Source organism: Acidisoma sp. L85, assembly GCF_009765865.1.
Lineage (GTDB): Bacteria > Pseudomonadota > Alphaproteobacteria > Acetobacterales > Acetobacteraceae > Acidisoma.
The window spans coordinates 91,719-106,967 of the sequence record NZ_LMUQ01000018.1 but is presented as its reverse complement, the minus strand read 5'-3'; the positions used below and the strand labels follow the sequence as shown (position 1 = coordinate 106,967).

The following is a 15,249-nucleotide window of genomic DNA, read 5'->3' as shown; positions in this document are numbered from 1 at the left end:
AGCAGAAACAGTTTGTCCATGACGGTATCCTCCCGCCATCTCCAGAATCACAATGCGCCGAGCCGAAGCAAGCAATTAATGGGTCCTGACCCTAGCCGATGCTGGATCAATCCCAGTGTCTCAATTGCCCCTACCAGAAGCGCGACAAGTGCTGAGACGATGGTTATCATCATATTGTAGTAGAGCTTACGAACGGGCTTCACAAACGCCCAACTATAGACACCAATCATCAAGATATTGTCAGTCGCGTCGATCAACGACATCCCTGCCGTAAACAGAGCCGGGAAAACGAGAATTGACCAGATGGACATTCCCCGCGTCCCTTCCGCGGCCGAAATGCCAAGCAGCCCGATTTCCGTCGCCGTATCAAACCCTAGACCGAATAAAAAACCGAGCGGATACATCTGCCAGCTACGGCTGACCAAAGCAAATATCGGACGCAGCACTTGGAAGAGCGGCCCTCTGTTGGCCAGCAGCTCTTCAAGGTCTTCGGCCACATATAGACCACTGTACCTCATCCGTCGAAAGGTCCGAAAGGTCCCCAGGAGAATCACAATGTTCGAAGCGCCAATCGCGAACAAGAAGAAGGCCGAGACCAATGTCCCAACCGTGCTGCCGATAAAGTGCACTTCCTCCAGCTTGAACGTGGTGACCGCGGTGGCGATACCGATAGTGGCCAAGATGACAACGGTTGAATGCCCTATCGAGAAAAAAAAGCCCGCCGAAATGGGGCGGCTTCCCTTCTGCATCAGTTTACGCGTTACATTATCAATCGCGGCGATATGGTCGGCATCAACCGCATGCCGCAAGCCCAAGCTATAGGCTAGCACCGAGGTTCCTAGCATCACTGGATGTCGACCAAACACTACGAGCGCCCAGCCCCAAGCGCCGACGTTGGTGACTACTAGGAGCATATAGATTCCGGCGACCTTGGCACCCAGGCTTTGGGCGCTATCGTCAAAGATGCCGGACAAAGAGTTCCGCATCATACCTCCCGCCGGCCAATCGAGCTGAGATTATCCCTGTGTAAGTAGCGTGTCGAGCAGCCAACGTCGGTCTCTTGGACGGGATCGACACCATCGTGCAGTATCCTAGGAGAGCGAATATCTGTGGAGACTTCGACATCGAACCGCCAGGAACCCCTGTGAGGCCGAGAACGACCAGACCCTCCATGAAAGACTCTGAGGGCACTTCTCGACAAGACAACGGACAGTTGGGTCGTCGGCTGTGTTTGAGATGGGCGCAGAGGCTACAGGGCGAGAGCAGTGACATCTCGTCGCCGATTGCGAGCGGCTCATTGCCAGCTTATAAGTCCCCCGTGCGCTCGGTTCGCACCCCTCATCAGCGGCCGGGCGAGGCGAGCCCGAGATGAGCGGCGGAAATGACGTAATCCGTATTTGAGGCCAGCCTTATGTGGCACGAAATGCAGGTCGTCGTAGGTCTGGCGACGGGCAAGTAGGGCGGCGGTCGGTGACCAAAGCTGAAGTAGCCCCAGTGGCCTGGCTGATTTGGGAAGCGGGCTGAGTCTTTAACCATATAGCCGAGCCCCATATATCCGCTTTCGTATATACCGTCGCCAAAGCGACTGTGGCACACAAAAGTCATGGGATCACATCCCGGTCCGACACGAATGGCGCTGAACTCCTTGATGATCTGAGCTCCCTCCGGCCATCTGCCGGTTCGCTGAAAGGCTGCCAGAGCGCTTGGCTCGACATACGCGTTCAGGATTTCGGGGGTCTTCGTCAGCTTTTGATCAAGGATGTTTAGACCGATGGGCTTATATCTTGTCCCTACGTGCACCCACTGCCGCCATTCCACGGGTCGAATGGCCGACCCATCCACCGTGAAATGGGCCTTGTTTACCCATATCTCAGAATTGGCCCGCGCAGTGAGCAGGGCTGCAACCGTCGCGACTAGAACAAACGCGGAAGCCTTCTTTCTTTTGAAACGGATGCGCATCAAGGCCTGGTCCCTGTCTTGAACTGACGTTCTGGCGCGTGTGGTTCGCGGAACAGCTCATGGCCGAACGACGAAGCTGTTGGCAGAGACTGCATCGATCTCCGCCTTCTTCCGACGTCCGATGAGGGTAGGAAGATGGATCGGAAGGGTCGGGCCGTTGCTTACCTAGGACTCTAGGAGTTGTCGGGCGGCTTTCATCTTGGCTCCTAGCGCACGAGCTTCCGCGAATCTGGAAGGTCCCTGCCCCGCTCCGATAAACTTCCCGATCAGTTCCGTGTCAACCGTGCGGCCCCCCGCACCCCAACTTCCTTCCGGTATCTCGATGATGGCAGTATGAAGACGCATTAGGTATGCCGGTGAAACCGTTACACCCTCCCGTTCTAACGAGGTTCCGTCATCACCTAAAACCGCGACAAAAGCGGCAGCGACTTCGGTCTGCACGATGTCGCGCCTCGACTGGTTGAAAAAGGATGCGGCGACCACTGCCTCGACTACGAAATACTGCTTTTCGGGATGGTCGAGGAGAGACACTCCTCCCGGAAACCAATTGTGCTCGTCGATCTCGTCGAAGAATACTGCGGCAGCTGCCCGACCGATTTCCGTCAACGGCTCGATTTCTTGTCCCATGACAACGTCAGCCAACCGACTTGCCAGCGTCGCCTTCTGCGTATGGTTAAGGGCCCCCGTCAGGCAGCTCACGCGGATATATGGCATTTTCAGTCCCTCGGCTAAAGTTAAGAGAACGTTTCCGGCCAGAACAGCCCGTTGGCCTGTGAACAATGACATCGACGGCTGCTGCTCTTAGACGGATCGGAATGACTAAGGAAATGCCGACTTGCGTTGGAATTCATAACGCAGGTTCATATCCCGATGTGGGGCGCTTCGGGCCAGCGCCGAGCCTTTTGGAGAATTAGCCAGTTTGGCCACGCCTCGATAGCCACCGTGCCTCGCAGATATCACCGGCCTTGGTGCGCGAGCTGCTGTTTAGCCGCAGCCACGACCCCCTCGCTAGTGAAGCCAAACTTAGACGCAAGCGCGCTGCTAGGGGCGGAAGCACCAAAGCTGTGCATGCCAATGATAGCACCGTCACGACCGACGTAACGATCCCATCCCAACACAACGCCCCGCTCAATGGCCACACGCGCCACGACTCTCGTGGGGAGTACGTAGTCATGATATCCCCTATCTTGCTTCTCGAAGATGTTCCATGAAGGCATGGAAACAACCCGGACCGCGATGCCCTCCCCGCTCATAATCTCGAATGCCTCAACCGCAAGGGAAAGCTCACTACCGGTTGCAATGAGAATGATCTCCGGGATCGCGCCTCCTTCAGGGTCGGCCAGAATATACGCACCTCGCGCGACACCAGACGCCGACGCGTATCTCGCCCTATCGATCGTCGGCAGCATCTGGCGGCTCAATATCAGAGCGGCTGGCTCAAAATTTAGGTGAATGATAGTGCGCCAAGCCTCTGCAACCTCATTGGCATCACCTGGTCTGATGGTGGTGAAGTTCGGAATTGCCCGAAGACTCGCGAGTTGTTCGACCGGCTGATGTGTCGGGCCATCTTCGCCGACGCTGATAGAATCGTGGGTGAAGATAAAAATGGTCGGAACTCCCATGAGCGCGGCTAAGCGCATCGTAGGGCGCAGATAGTCGGAAAAAATCAGAAAGGTCGAGGCATAGGGGCGAATCTTGGCCAAGGACAAACCGTTCGCTATCGCGCCCATCGCATGCTCACGCACTCCGAAATGGAGGTTGCGACCAGCGCGATTAGACGGAGAGAAAGAAGCCGCGCCGTCAAATATGAGGCGAGTCTTGGTCGATGTATCTAAGTCGGCCGATCCACCGATCAACCAAGGGAACTGTTGTGCGATGGCATTCTGAACCTTGCTCGAGGAATCGCGGGTCGCCATCCCTTTAGCGTCAGCTGGAAAATGCGGAATGGCGGCTTCGGCCAGTGCGGGTGTCAATCGGCGCCCCATGGCGGCGAACTGTGCGGCGAGGTCCTTTAAGCTTTCCTTATAGATTTGAAACTCTTCATCCCAGGTTGACCGCAGCGTCTTGCCCCGTCTGCCGAAGCCGCTCGCAAAATGCTCATAGACCTCATCGGGAACCAGGAATTGAGCGTCCTCTGGCCAGCCATAGGATCGCTTCGTCAATCTTACCTCGTCGGCACCAAGCGGCTCCCCGTGGGAGGTGTGACTGTCTTGCTTGTTAGGAGATCCATAGCCGATGTGGGTGTTGACGATAATCAGCGTAGGTCGCGAACGCTCCAGCGCAAAGCCGTCAAGTGCGGCTCTGACTTCCGTGATGTTGTTGCCATCCCGGACCGCTAGAACATTCCAGCCATAGGCTAGAAAGCGGGTCGCGACGTCCTCACTGAACGTCCAAGAGGCTGGACCATCTAGGGTCACCGTATTTGAGTCGTAGATCCAACACAGATTGTCAAGTTTCTGATGACCCGCCAATGACGCCGCTTCGCTTGCTACACCTTCCATCATCTCCCCGTCGCTGCATAATGCATAGACGTTGAAGTCTACCACCATTCCCTCAGGGCGGTTGTAGTGCGCCGCCAACCACTTCTCGCCGATCGCTAAGCCAACGCTCATCGCCACGCCTTGGCCGAGCGGGCCAGTCGTTGCCTCTATCCCGGAAGTATGGCGATATTCGGGATGGCCAGGTGTCCGGCTGCCAAGTTGCCTGAAGTTTTGGAGATCTTCGATGCTAACAGCGAATGACTCCAGGACGTCGTCGTTAGCCGATACAGCCCGAACCTTCGTAAGGTGTAGTAACGCATATAAGAGCACTGACGCATGGCCCGGCGAGAGGATGAACCGGTCTCGGTTAGGCCACAGCGGCTCGGCCGGGTCGTAACGGAGATAGTATTGCCAGATGGTGTAGGCCACGGGGGCCAGACCCATAGGTGTGCCCGGATGGCCAGAACTGGCTTTCTGCACAGTATCGATCGCAAGAGTGCGTATGGTGTCGATGCTGAGTTGGTCGATATCAGTCATCCGATCCTTGTGCCCTTCAATCAATAGGTTCACGCGGCGCGCAGCTGTCGCAACGACCTATCCGCTACCAACTTCCCCCGAGAAGGACTGGATGCAGCTGGCCTGCCTAGGACCTCCACAACTCCGCAGAGGCCAACAGTTGAGCTCGCGGGATCATTGAACGCCAATGCCGATTGGTTATCATATCGATGCACAATGTTTCTGCTCTAGGAAGTTGCGCCGCACATCCGGCCACGTTATCCATCAACAGGGGGCGCGATACCCGTCGCAAATATCAGCCAACGGATGCGGGATGCTGTCGCTTGTCCGAGAGTGCCGATAAGTCTGAGTTCTAGAACGAATAGAGATGATGACTAAACAGCACTGTGTAAGCTCTCCGCGGCGGAGTATCCAGCGCCGAGCCCGTATCGGAGACGCGGCTATGTGTTCTTTTGGCCCTTGCGGGAGTGTCTAACCCCTCGGGAAGCGCCCTAGTGGTCTGCCGTTTCTTCCCAATCGAGCAGCGAGCAAGTCGCGTTCCGGGACATTGTTTTTGTTTGAGGAGAGAAAATATGTGCCCCTATCGATTCGCAATGTTAGTGTGCCTTGCGCTGGTTACTGTCTCGGAGGCCGACGCTCAATCCGCTGGCTCTCCCGTCCCAGCGCCGGGTGCGCCGAATACGCTGACAGGTCCGAATGCAGGATCGGTCGGAAGCGGCGCGAACAACTCGATGCCGTCCGGCGGTCCATCCTTGACCGGAACGCCGTATGTCAAGACGCACAAGCGACATAATCGACATTTTTACGGAAAACACTACAACGTCTTCAAGCACTCAAAGCGATGACTGAGCCGCACTAAAGGCTGCCGCTCAGTACTTGAGGCCAAAGCGCGAGGCACGGGCTCCGTCAGTCCGGTGCCCTCCTTAGATGAGACTGTCAAGAAATGGCCGCCACTGCCCTTTCCGCCCTCATCCCTGTCATCTTCTTGCTTGCCTTCGGCGTCTTGGCCGTTGTGGCAAGCCGGGCAGGGCGACTGAGCCCGATTGTTGGATATCTCGTGCTCGGACTGCTGATTCGTGCCACAGAGGGCTCGATACTGGCCGAGAACAGTACGGTCGGCCTCCTTGCTGAACTGGGTGTTGTCTTCCTGCTGTTTGACATTGGCCTACACTTCTCGCTAACGCATGTCAGGCGGCAGGCTAAAGACATTTTTGGCTTCGGACCAGTGCAGATATTGTTCGGCGCTGTTTTACTTGGCCTCCTAGCATTCGTGACAGGTCTAGCGCCGCTGCCTGCGTTCTTCCTCGGCGCCGTATTAGCACTGAGCTCGACAGCGGTCGTTGCCCCTCTGATAGCTGAACGTCACCAGCAAAGCTGCCCAGTTGGGTTAACCGCCACTGCAATTTTGGTATTCCAGGATGTGGCCGCGATTTTCCTTCTCATCATTGCGGGCGCCTTGGGCGGCGGCTCGATCCTTCCAATCGCTGTGTTTGCTCTCATAAAAGCAGCTGCCGCCTTCGTGCTCGCCGTTATATTCGCGCGCCTAATTGTGAAACCGTTATTCAAGCTTGTCGCGCACACCGGTCAGGAGGAAGTCTTTACCGCGATGGCGTTGCTTGTGGCGTTGTCGACAGCCTGGGCAACAGGTCAGATCGGACTATCATTGACCCTTGGGGCCTTCTTGGGGGGCATGGCGGTAGCCGAGACACCCTATAGGGCAATCATCCAATCCGAGGTCAAGCCGTTCCGCGGGTTGCTGCTCGGCTTCTTCTTCATATCCGTTGGATTGTCGCTCGACGTGGGCCCTCTCCTGCACCTATGGCCCGTTGTCATCGGAATCTCATTCGCCCTCATTGCCACAAAAGTTCTGAGCAACGCTGCTGCGAGTCTAGTCTTCCGGTGGTCGGTGCCAGGATCCTTGCAGCTAGGATTTCTGCTCGCGCAAGGGTCCGAGTTTGCTTTTGTGGTGCTAAGCTTGCCAGCCGTCCGAACCATGATAGGGCCAGTTCGGGTTTCCATCGTCGTTGCAGCCGTGGCCCTCAGCCTCGCCCTCACTCCCAATGTGGCTCAGATTGGCAGGCGAATGGCGGGGCAGCTGCGGCGTCGCAGAGAAAGACTCAATGACCCAGAGCTAGAGCTCAAGGAGCTCGCGGCGCCAGTCTTAATCATCGGCATGGGCCGGATTGGCCGAACGCTTGCGGATGGTCTTGATGAGTTTAGCGTCCGGTATAGCGCCGTTGAGCGCGACCAGCGCAGGTTAAGCGAGGCAATCGCAGATGGATACATCGCGATGTATGGCGACATGACCGATCCCAGGCTCTGGAACTCGATCGCGTCACACGGACGGAGAATCAACGCTTGGACGGGTGTTTCCTATGAGACTGCCCGGGATTTCATCCCATTCAGCCAGTCGCTTTATCCGAACCTTCAACGGTTTGCTGCGGTAACGCACGAGGAAGAAGCTGGGCTCTTCGAACTACTGGGCGTGCGTGCAGTAGTGGACAGAAGTCTCCCCCCCGGCCTGGACTTTACTGCTGCTGTCTTAAGCGCGCTCGGAATCAATGTCGAGGCGATCGACGAATGGATGCGTCACCAACAAGAACGAGCACTTGCTGCCAACGAACCGACATCGGCGGTCGCATAGAGCAGCTACAGAGAAGTAGGCCGGAAGGCGGGCCAAGATTAGTAGTCCGGGTATGAGCTAGATCGGAGTGGATATGACGGCCAATCTTAGGGAGGCTACCGAGACTTCAATTCTCGTTCTGGGCGCGGGTGAGCTCGGCATGGCCGTCCTTCGCGGTTTGGCGCGCCGTTCTGCTCAGCCCGCCCGGATCACGGTCCTTCTGCGTTGCTCGACGATCGCCTCTGGCGAGCCGGAGAATCGGAAAAAAATAGATGAGTTGCGGTCGCTGGGGGTAACCTTTCAGGGTAGTGACCTGGCTATTCTCAGTGCGGCGCAGCTCTCGGGCCATTTTTGCAACTTCGGAACCATCATCGGCTGCACAGGCTTCGTCGGCGGAGCTGGCACACAGATCAAGTTAGCGCGCGCAGTGGTTGAGGCCGGTGTGAAACGATATGTATCATGGCAGTTCGGCGTAGACTATGACGTCATAGGTCGTCACAGCCCACAAGAACTGTTCGATGAACAGCTCGATGTGCGGGACCTACTGCGGTCCCAGAAGCACACTAAATGGGTTATTATTTCGACCAGAATGTTCACAAGTTTCCTCTTTGATCCGCAGTTCGGCGTAGTCGACTTGGCGCAGAACACGGTTCACGCTCTTGGTAGCTGGACGACGGCAGTTACGGTTACAGCGGCGGAGGATATCGGGAGCCTCACAGCAGAGCGCGTTCTGGCCGAACCAGAGATAGTCAATCGGGTCGTCTATACTGCTGGCGATACCGTAACATACGGTCGCTTGGCGGACATTGTCGACGCGTCTTTGAAGAGGAAATTGAACCGAGTTGCTTGGCCTGTCTCTCAACTTAGAAGGGAGCTTTCGGAGGACCCGAATGACATGGTGAAAAAATACCGTGCGGTTTTTGCCGCAGGACGAGGAGTGGCTTGGGATAAAGCGACGACCTATAATGAGCAGCGAGGTACCACGTCGAAGATATAGAGAGTTGGGTGCGCCGAAATCTCGTAGAGATATGACGATCTGACGGCAACTCCCGCGAGCCGACGTTCCGGTCAACCCAGTTGCCAAGTCACGTGTTTTGTCCGAGCGATGTTGCAGACACATCCATCGGGCAGGCACGCGGTGGGTGGACCCGCCGACCCGCTCGTTGTCGATACAACCAAACTGCCGGGCGACGTGCCCCCAGTCCTTGCCTGCGGTCCAGCTGGGTGGCCCGAAGGCTCAAGTCAGCCGTCACTGACCCCGTTGATCGCCCTGATCTTCAATAATATTCAAAGAGCATCGCGTTCGCATCCTTGAGTCACAGCTACCTGTCGGTCGAGATTGCGGACTGAGTAGCCGGTTGTCGGTGGGGTGTGCGCGTTCGGTTGCATATTTCGGTGGCACGCTTTGAAAAAAACCGCCTTTGCCGGGCCCACGCGACTGCTGGTCTTAGAAGATAGGAAGTAAGGCATTACTCGAAGTAATCGTTTCTATAACTCAACGGCTATGGCGCTTCGCGTTTTTGTCGCTAAAACTGTTTCTGCAGTTTCCTGTCGCGTTGTTCTTGACGCGACCGGGCATCCGAATCGACTCAATAAAGAGGAGCAATGCGATGGGCGCGTCGGCTGACCATGTTCTGAGCTATATCATCGGTGGGTCGAGTGGGATGGGGCTCGACACAGCACGAATCTTGGTGGCGGGCGGAGCTTCAGTTGTCCTTGTCGGCCGCGACCGAGCGAAACTGGAGGCAAGTAAACGGCAACTAGAGAGCAGTGGCAGCGGGCAGGTCGATATACATCCGGCGGATCTCTATGACTCCGAAGCGCTGACTGGCCTCATCGCCACGATTGACGGAGAAAGTCGGCCTATCCGGCATCTAGTCAATGCTGCCGGCTACTTTATCCCCAAGGCATTTCTCGATTACTCGGAAAGGGATTACGATGGATATATGGACCTGAACCGGGCATTATTCTTCATTACGCAGGCCGTGGCTCGAAACATGGCGAAGAATGGGGGCGGCTCCATCGTCAACATCGGCTCGATGTGGGGCCAGCAAGCGATTAAGGCCACTCCGTCGTCGGCTTATTCCATGGCCAAAGCGGGTCTACATGCTTTGACTAGAAACCTTGCGATTGAGCTCGGCAGCCATGGCATACGGGTCAACGCAGTATCTCCAGCGGTGGTTGTGACCCCGCTGTTTGGTGCATTCATTGATCCAGACAAGATCGAGAAGACACTAACTGAGGGGTTCGACGCATTCCATCCGATTGGTCGGGTCGGCCGCGTAGAGGACGTGGCCAATCATATAGCTTTTCTTCTATCTGATAAGTCAGGCTGGACAACAGGCGCGATCCATGACGTCGACGGCGGCGTGATGGCTGGCAGAGTCTGAGTTTTGGAGCCGCTTCGTTCCGCCCGCAGTTCGTGCGACTTCGAGTTGTCCGGTACCTTGATACTCATGGTCTTATCCCGAGGACTAAAACGGCTAGAGATAGGAGGTTCGATATCTGGACCGCAAACAAGCCTACTTCCCTAAATAGCCGGCAGCCTCGGCGACGCAGCACGCGGGCTAATAGACATCGGCTTGACGCTTGCGAACTGCTGCTTTGGAGTGTGATGTGACGATATCAACGTTCAGTAGCATTGCTGAGAAGACGACTGGCTCACGAAGGCCCCTTTCCTTGCTTCGTTGGGCTTTAGTTATAGTCTTTCTGTGGTTCGGCGCGATGAAATTCACGGCGTATGAAGCCCTTGGAAATGCTCCGCTCATCGACCACAGCCCGATTATGGGCTGGATGAACGTATTATTCGGTGTCCGCGGCGCTAGTCGGGTTATTGGAACAATTGAACTTGCCACGGCTGCCGCTCTGATTGCTGGCGCGTTTATTCCCGTTGCGTCGGTCATCGGGGCAGGCATGTCGGCAATAACGTTTCTCATAACTTTGACGTTCTTCCTAACCACCCCGGGAGTTGCGGAAGCAGCCGCTGGCGGATTTCCTGCAATCTCCGCGCCAGTTGGCCAGTTTTTACTAAAAGATGTGGTGCTCCTCGCGGCGTCGGTCAACTTGCTTCTCGCCTCGCTGCGTGCGGCCTCGCATCAGACCGCGATGAAGTCCAACAATGTCCCGGGCATGAACCAATAAGCGGACTCCGGAACCCCTCCTCCTCTTCCACTCAGAATCCGGTCCGAGCGAGGAGATTTCGTTGCAAGGTCTAGCCTTTGAGCGGCGAATCGATAATCGTTTCGGAGCGGCGCGGGGCGGTATTCACCCTCCTGCCCCTAGGGCGAAGACTGGCGGGGAGTCCGGATGTTGGACAGTGCTCGCCAGAAATGATCGTAGCCAGCGCGGGCTGAGCGCGTGGCACGCCGCAGGCTTAGGATTGTCGAGTGCTAGTGGCAACGTATGATGCTTCAATCGGGCTGAGGCTGCATCCTCGGTGCCGGCAGACATTGCCCGCACAAGACGCTCTTCTGAAACGGGCCCTTGGTGGTCAACCCCTAAATGCTGATCCTGCCGCCGGTGTCTCGCTTCTGTCCGGGGCCGCCACGAGGCCGCCACCTGATGGTGTCAGATGAGGAGCAGGTCGGCGCATCTACAATACGCGATGATCCTCGTCCCGGCGACGGGACCTCGCTCCAGGCGGTTGGTGTCCCTGGCCGCCTGAATTCTCCAGCCCCCCTGATGTCGGGCCATTGCCGCGGCGCGGTCTGCCATAAACGGAGTTCCATCGACCAGCATGCGATGTAGAATCACCGCCAACTTGCGCGCGAGTGCTACCTTGGCCTTCCGCATCCCCGCCCTCAATGCGAGGCGCGTTGCCCAACTCTTTAGGGCCGATCCTCTGACCGGTTTGGTAAGGATGATGTTCGCAGCCTCATAGAGAGCGGCACGCACACCCGCATCTCCGATCTTGGAAATTCGGCCAGTCATGTCTGTCTCCCCTGACTGATACTTCCGGAATGTCAAGCCAAAATTCGCCCCAACCGCTTTCGAGGACCGGAACCGCATGGGATCATCCACGGCCGAGACTTAGGTCAATGCGACGATCACGCCGATGCCCGGGGTCGTCATAAGCAGGCGAGCTCGCAGATCCCGCGAGGCTTGTGCACGGAGACGTTTCTCGAGCGCCCCCAACTGCTCTCTTGATGTCGCCCGAGCGCAAGGAAGGGCCTGAGCAATTTCACAACGAGTTGGATGTCCTTCGACCAGCTCGCACACCCGACCGGCGAAGCGGCTCGGCGTCGCCGGACCGACCTTAAGCCCGAAGCCACGCAGCAAACCGCGCAGACTGACTTCCACATCGAGACACTTCGTCTGCAGCAGCTTTCGTGCCGTCAGAAGCGCTGTCGTCTCTTGCGCAGCCATTGATTTGCAATGGACAGGGCGAACCCAGCCCTAGCGCATCAGGTGGGCAATGCCGCGGGCGTCGTTGCGATCGGTTTTGACCGGCATCGCCTTGAAGGCGTCGCACACATGCCTGGTCTCCAGTAATTCCACCGCTAAACCCGCGGCCCGCATTGCCGCGTAGAGCCATTGCGAGAGAGGATCCGCCTCGAGGCCAATCCGGGCAAGTTCCAGCCCGCTTCCCTGCACCCAATCAACGAGGCTCTTTGGGTCGCTCGCGACCTTGGCCTCCCGCAAAATTCGTCCCGTTGCGTCCATGACACAAATACTGCTCAGTTGCAGTGAGACATCGATTCCGGCTAACTGCTCCATGATCGTCCCTCGATGATGCGTAGGGCAGCTCATCTGACCCCGGTGTAAACACCGTCACTCTCAAGGCGACCAGCGCTGACCGAAAGCCCCGCCGCCGGCCCGTTACGCCATCCACGATCGCCCTATGCTTTGGTCGACCAGAAGCGCCTGCGGCGAATGCGCGAGGCCCTGGCCGTGGCCGTGGCTGGCGCCCCATCGGCCGAGGTCCCAATCGAACAGCAACCGCATGAAAGCGCACGGCTGCGCCTCTAGAGGACAACGGCGGCGACCAGGCTTTGAGCCTCAGCCGAGGCGGAGGCGGAGGCGTGACCAAACCGCCGCTGCGAGGGGCGGCGTCGGAGTCCCCTGGTGGCGGCGGGGCTTGGAGGCCGCGCGTCAATTCGCGGCACCTGCGGCGGCGCTATCGAACCTTCGGCGCCTCGCTTTGCCATACGAGCATGCAGCGACCGGATGACAGTCCCGGTTGGAAGAGGCCTATGGTCGTCCGGTGGGATATCATCGCGGCGGCAGAAAAGCGTTCGACATTTACGATTCAAACTCGGCCACTTCTACGACAATCTTCCCAAAAGCGCCTCGCCTGAGATGAGCGAACGCCTCTGGGACTCGATCGAAGGAATAACTGGCGTCAATGACCGGCTTGATGGATTTAGCGTCAACAACGCGGACGAGATCTTCGAGCGCGCGGCGGTGACCCGATGAAATCCCCACGATAGATGCCCGGCTGGCGAGCAAGGATAGGATTGGTGCGGCGAAATGTTCGGCGCCCAGTAGCCCGATCATCCAGATATATCCGCCGGGAAGAATTGCTTGAAGCGAGCGAGCAAGGTTGTCGCCGCCTGCCATCTCAAGAATGTGGTCCGCGCCCCGACCTTCCGTCAACTCGAGAACAGGGTTTTGCCAGTCGGGCCTGATGGTTCGGTTGACACCATGCGTGGCACCCAATTTTATCGCGCGTTGCAGCTTTTCGCCACTGCTGCTCGTCACGATGGTCCGCGCGCCTGCTGCTGATGCTAACTGGATTGCGAAAAGCGACACGCCTCCAGTTCCTTGAACAACAACTGTCTCGCCCGGCCGAAGCCTTCCCATTTCGAAAAGCGCTGTCCACGCGGTAAGACCTTCAACTGGAGGCGTGCACGCTTCATGTAGGGTGAGGGACCGAGGTGCTTGAACGCACCACTCGGCCGGCGTCGCCACGTACTGCGTGTCAAATCGCGGGCAACCGCGGCCCCCATTTCGCGGGCAATCGCGGCTCTGACTCACTTTTGATGGAATTGGGGTGCTTTCTGGCCTCGGATCAGCGAGGGAGTTCGCCACTGTGCCCCAGACTTTTCGCGCCTCTGCTCTCGTCCCGCGCGGCTTCCTCGTCGACGAGATCACGAGCGATGGCGCGAGCGCGCTGATCACGGTGCGCTCCATCGAGACCGCGAGCATCTGTCCTGGGTGTGGGACGCGATCCGACCGGGTCCATAGCCGGTATTATCGGCGCTTGGCTGACTTGCCGATCGCCGGGCGTCCGGTGCGCCTGATGGTGCGGGCTCGTCGGTTCTATTGTCGGGCCGTTCTATGCGGGCGCCTGGTCTTCGCTGAGCGCTTCGACGGTGACGTGCTTGCCCCATGGGGGCGCCGAACGGCGCGTCTCGATCATATCGTCCACCATCTTGGTCTGGCACTTGGCGGCCGACCGGCAGCCAGCTTTGCGCGTCGGCTCATGGTGCCGGTCAGCAAGGATACTTTGCTGCGGGTCATCCGAAGACGCGGCAGTCCGCCTTTCGTGCCGCCGACCATCATCGGGATCGACGACTGGGCATGGCGGCGCAATCAGCGTTACGGAACGCTGATCTGCGATTTGGAGCGGCGGCGGACCATCGCGCTTCTGCCTGATCGTGAGCCCGCAACAGCCAAGGAGTGGCTGTCGCGGCAGCCACAGATCGCAGTGGTGGCGCGCGATCGTGGTGGCGCATACGCGCTTGCCGCGGCCAAAGCGTTGCCCGATGCGACACAGGTCGCCGACCGCTGGCACCTGATGGAAAATGCGAGCCGTGCCTTTCTCGACGCGGTCCGCAAGTCGATGCGTCAGATCCGCTCTGTCGTTGGCGCGGCCACGATCAACCCCAAGCTGCTCACCGCTGCCGAACGGATTCAATACGAAGGTTATCTTCGCCGAGAGGAGGATAACGCCGCCATTCTCCGGCTGGCCAAGGACGGGATCGCGATCAAGGAGATCGTGCGCCGAACCGGGTATAGCCGCTGCCTCGTCCGGCGGATCTTGCGTGGACAGCGGTCCGATATCTTCCGCGTGCGGGAGAGCTCGCTCGAGCTCTATCTGCCTTGGCTCGACGAGCGCTGGGCCGCTGGTGATCGCAACGCCACTGCACTTTGGCGACGGCTGAAGCAGGAAGGTTTCCGCGGCTCTCTGCGCGTCATTAGCGAATGGGCGACGCGCCGGCGCCAAGCAGACAAAGTAGGTAGCGCGCCGAGCCGAACGCCTGCGGCACGGACAATTGCGCGGTTGCTGACGATCAGTCGCGATCAGCTGTCGCGGTCCGAAGCGCTCACAGTAGCCGCCATCGAGGACGGCGTGCCGCTCCTCGTGGAAGCACGCGAGATCGTTGCCGCTTTTCAAGCCATGGTGCGCAAGCGATGCCTAGACGTACTCGACCCATGGTTGGAGCGGGCGCGATCGAGCCTCGTCGTGTCGTTCGCCAACGGCGTGCTCAAGGACAAAGCGGCTGTTTCCGCCGCGATCACGTCACCCTGGTCGAACGGCCAGACAGAGGGCCAGATCACCAAGCTGAAGCTCGTCAAACGCCAGATGTATGGCCGCGGAAAGCTAGATCTCCTTCAGGCGCGCGTTATGGGCTCCGCGTAATCCCAACATCCATCAAAAGTGAGTCAGAGCCGAACCTGGACGCCGAAGGCGATAGACGGGTGAGCGGTTTCTCGCTTCTGCCTCGC

General features: G+C 58.1%; 10 protein-coding genes and 1 pseudogene. 5 read left to right on the top strand and 6 right to left on the bottom strand.

Going from position 1 to position 15,249, the window contains the following annotated elements; genetic code table 11:
• Nucleotides 1-47: 47 nt before the first annotated feature.
• The 4 genes from GSQ83_RS03395 to tkt form a co-directional block, all read right to left on the bottom strand.
• A complete protein-coding gene (locus GSQ83_RS03395; RefSeq protein ID WP_216849895.1) occupies nt 48-974 on the bottom strand; it encodes a HoxN/HupN/NixA family nickel/cobalt transporter in 927 nt (308 codons plus the stop codon).
• A 367-nt stretch (nt 975-1,341) separates the two neighbouring features.
• Complete coding sequence (locus GSQ83_RS03390) at nt 1,342-1,959, bottom strand: cytochrome P460 family protein (protein ID WP_254065479.1); 618 nt, start codon at nt 1,957-1,959, stop codon at nt 1,342-1,344.
• Between the two features lie 165 nt (nt 1,960-2,124).
• Complete coding sequence (locus GSQ83_RS03385) at nt 2,125-2,673, bottom strand: tautomerase family protein (protein ID WP_158801471.1); 549 nt, start codon at nt 2,671-2,673, stop codon at nt 2,125-2,127.
• 242 nt (nt 2,674-2,915) lie between these two features.
• Entirely contained in the window at nt 2,916-4,976 is a 2,061-nt protein-coding gene (gene tkt, locus GSQ83_RS03380) for a transketolase (RefSeq protein WP_158801470.1), read from the bottom strand.
• Between the two features lie 922 nt (nt 4,977-5,898).
• Here tkt and GSQ83_RS03375 point away from each other — a divergent pair.
• The 4 genes from GSQ83_RS03375 to GSQ83_RS03360 all read left to right on the top strand — a co-directional run bounded on the left by GSQ83_RS03375 (nt 5,899) and on the right by GSQ83_RS03360 (nt 10,719).
• On the top strand, nt 5,899-7,599 hold the full coding sequence (locus GSQ83_RS03375; protein ID WP_158801469.1) for a cation:proton antiporter: 1,701 nt from the start codon (nt 5,899-5,901) through the stop codon (nt 7,597-7,599).
• 73 nt (nt 7,600-7,672) lie between these two features.
• The gene (locus GSQ83_RS03370) at nt 7,673-8,575 is read left to right on the top strand and encodes an aromatic alcohol reductase (protein WP_174246616.1); all 903 of its coding nucleotides are present in this window, start codon (nt 7,673-7,675) and stop codon (nt 8,573-8,575) included.
• 613 nt (nt 8,576-9,188) lie between these two features.
• Nucleotides 9,189-9,968, top strand: a complete 780-nt coding sequence (locus GSQ83_RS03365) for an SDR family NAD(P)-dependent oxidoreductase (RefSeq protein ID WP_158801468.1) — start codon at nt 9,189-9,191, stop codon at nt 9,966-9,968.
• Between the two features lie 226 nt (nt 9,969-10,194).
• Nucleotides 10,195-10,719, top strand: a complete 525-nt coding sequence (locus GSQ83_RS03360; RefSeq protein ID WP_254065474.1) for a YkgB family protein — start codon at nt 10,195-10,197, stop codon at nt 10,717-10,719.
• 573 nt (nt 10,720-11,292) lie between these two features.
• Here the strand turns inward: GSQ83_RS03360 and GSQ83_RS03355 are convergent.
• Together GSQ83_RS03355 and GSQ83_RS29735 are read right to left on the bottom strand one after the other, a co-directional pair.
• Nucleotides 11,293-12,294: pseudogene (locus GSQ83_RS03355) on the bottom strand (IS110 family transposase); the annotation flags it as partial.
• A gap of 525 nt (nt 12,295-12,819) precedes the next feature.
• Nucleotides 12,820-13,329, bottom strand: coding sequence for a zinc-binding dehydrogenase (locus tag GSQ83_RS29735; RefSeq protein WP_216849894.1), 510 nt, complete (start codon nt 13,327-13,329; stop codon nt 12,820-12,822).
• 280 nt (nt 13,330-13,609) lie between these two features.
• On the opposite strand from GSQ83_RS29735, the gene GSQ83_RS03345 reads away from it, so the two are divergent.
• Entirely contained in the window at nt 13,610-15,163 is a 1,554-nt protein-coding gene (locus GSQ83_RS03345) for an ISL3 family transposase (RefSeq protein WP_158801466.1), read from the top strand.
• Nucleotides 15,164-15,249 lie beyond the last annotated feature (86 nt).

Excerpts from the sequence above, each read along its gene's own strand:
- tkt (WP_158801470.1), bottom strand. The coding sequence starts at position 4,976 with ATGACTGATATCGACCAACTCAGCATCGACACCATACGCACTCTTGCG.
- GSQ83_RS03375 (WP_158801469.1), top strand. The coding sequence starts at position 5,899 with ATGGCCGCCACTGCCCTTTCCGCCCTCATCCCTGTCATCTTCTTGCTT.
- GSQ83_RS03385 (WP_158801471.1), bottom strand. The coding sequence starts at position 2,673 with ATGCCATATATCCGCGTGAGCTGCCTGACGGGGGCCCTTAACCATACG.
- GSQ83_RS03390 (WP_254065479.1), bottom strand. The coding sequence starts at position 1,959 with ATGCGCATCCGTTTCAAAAGAAAGAAGGCTTCCGCGTTTGTTCTAGTC.
- GSQ83_RS03365 (WP_158801468.1), top strand. The coding sequence starts at position 9,189 with ATGGGCGCGTCGGCTGACCATGTTCTGAGCTATATCATCGGTGGGTCG.
- GSQ83_RS03370 (WP_174246616.1), top strand. The coding sequence starts at position 7,673 with ATGACGGCCAATCTTAGGGAGGCTACCGAGACTTCAATTCTCGTTCTG.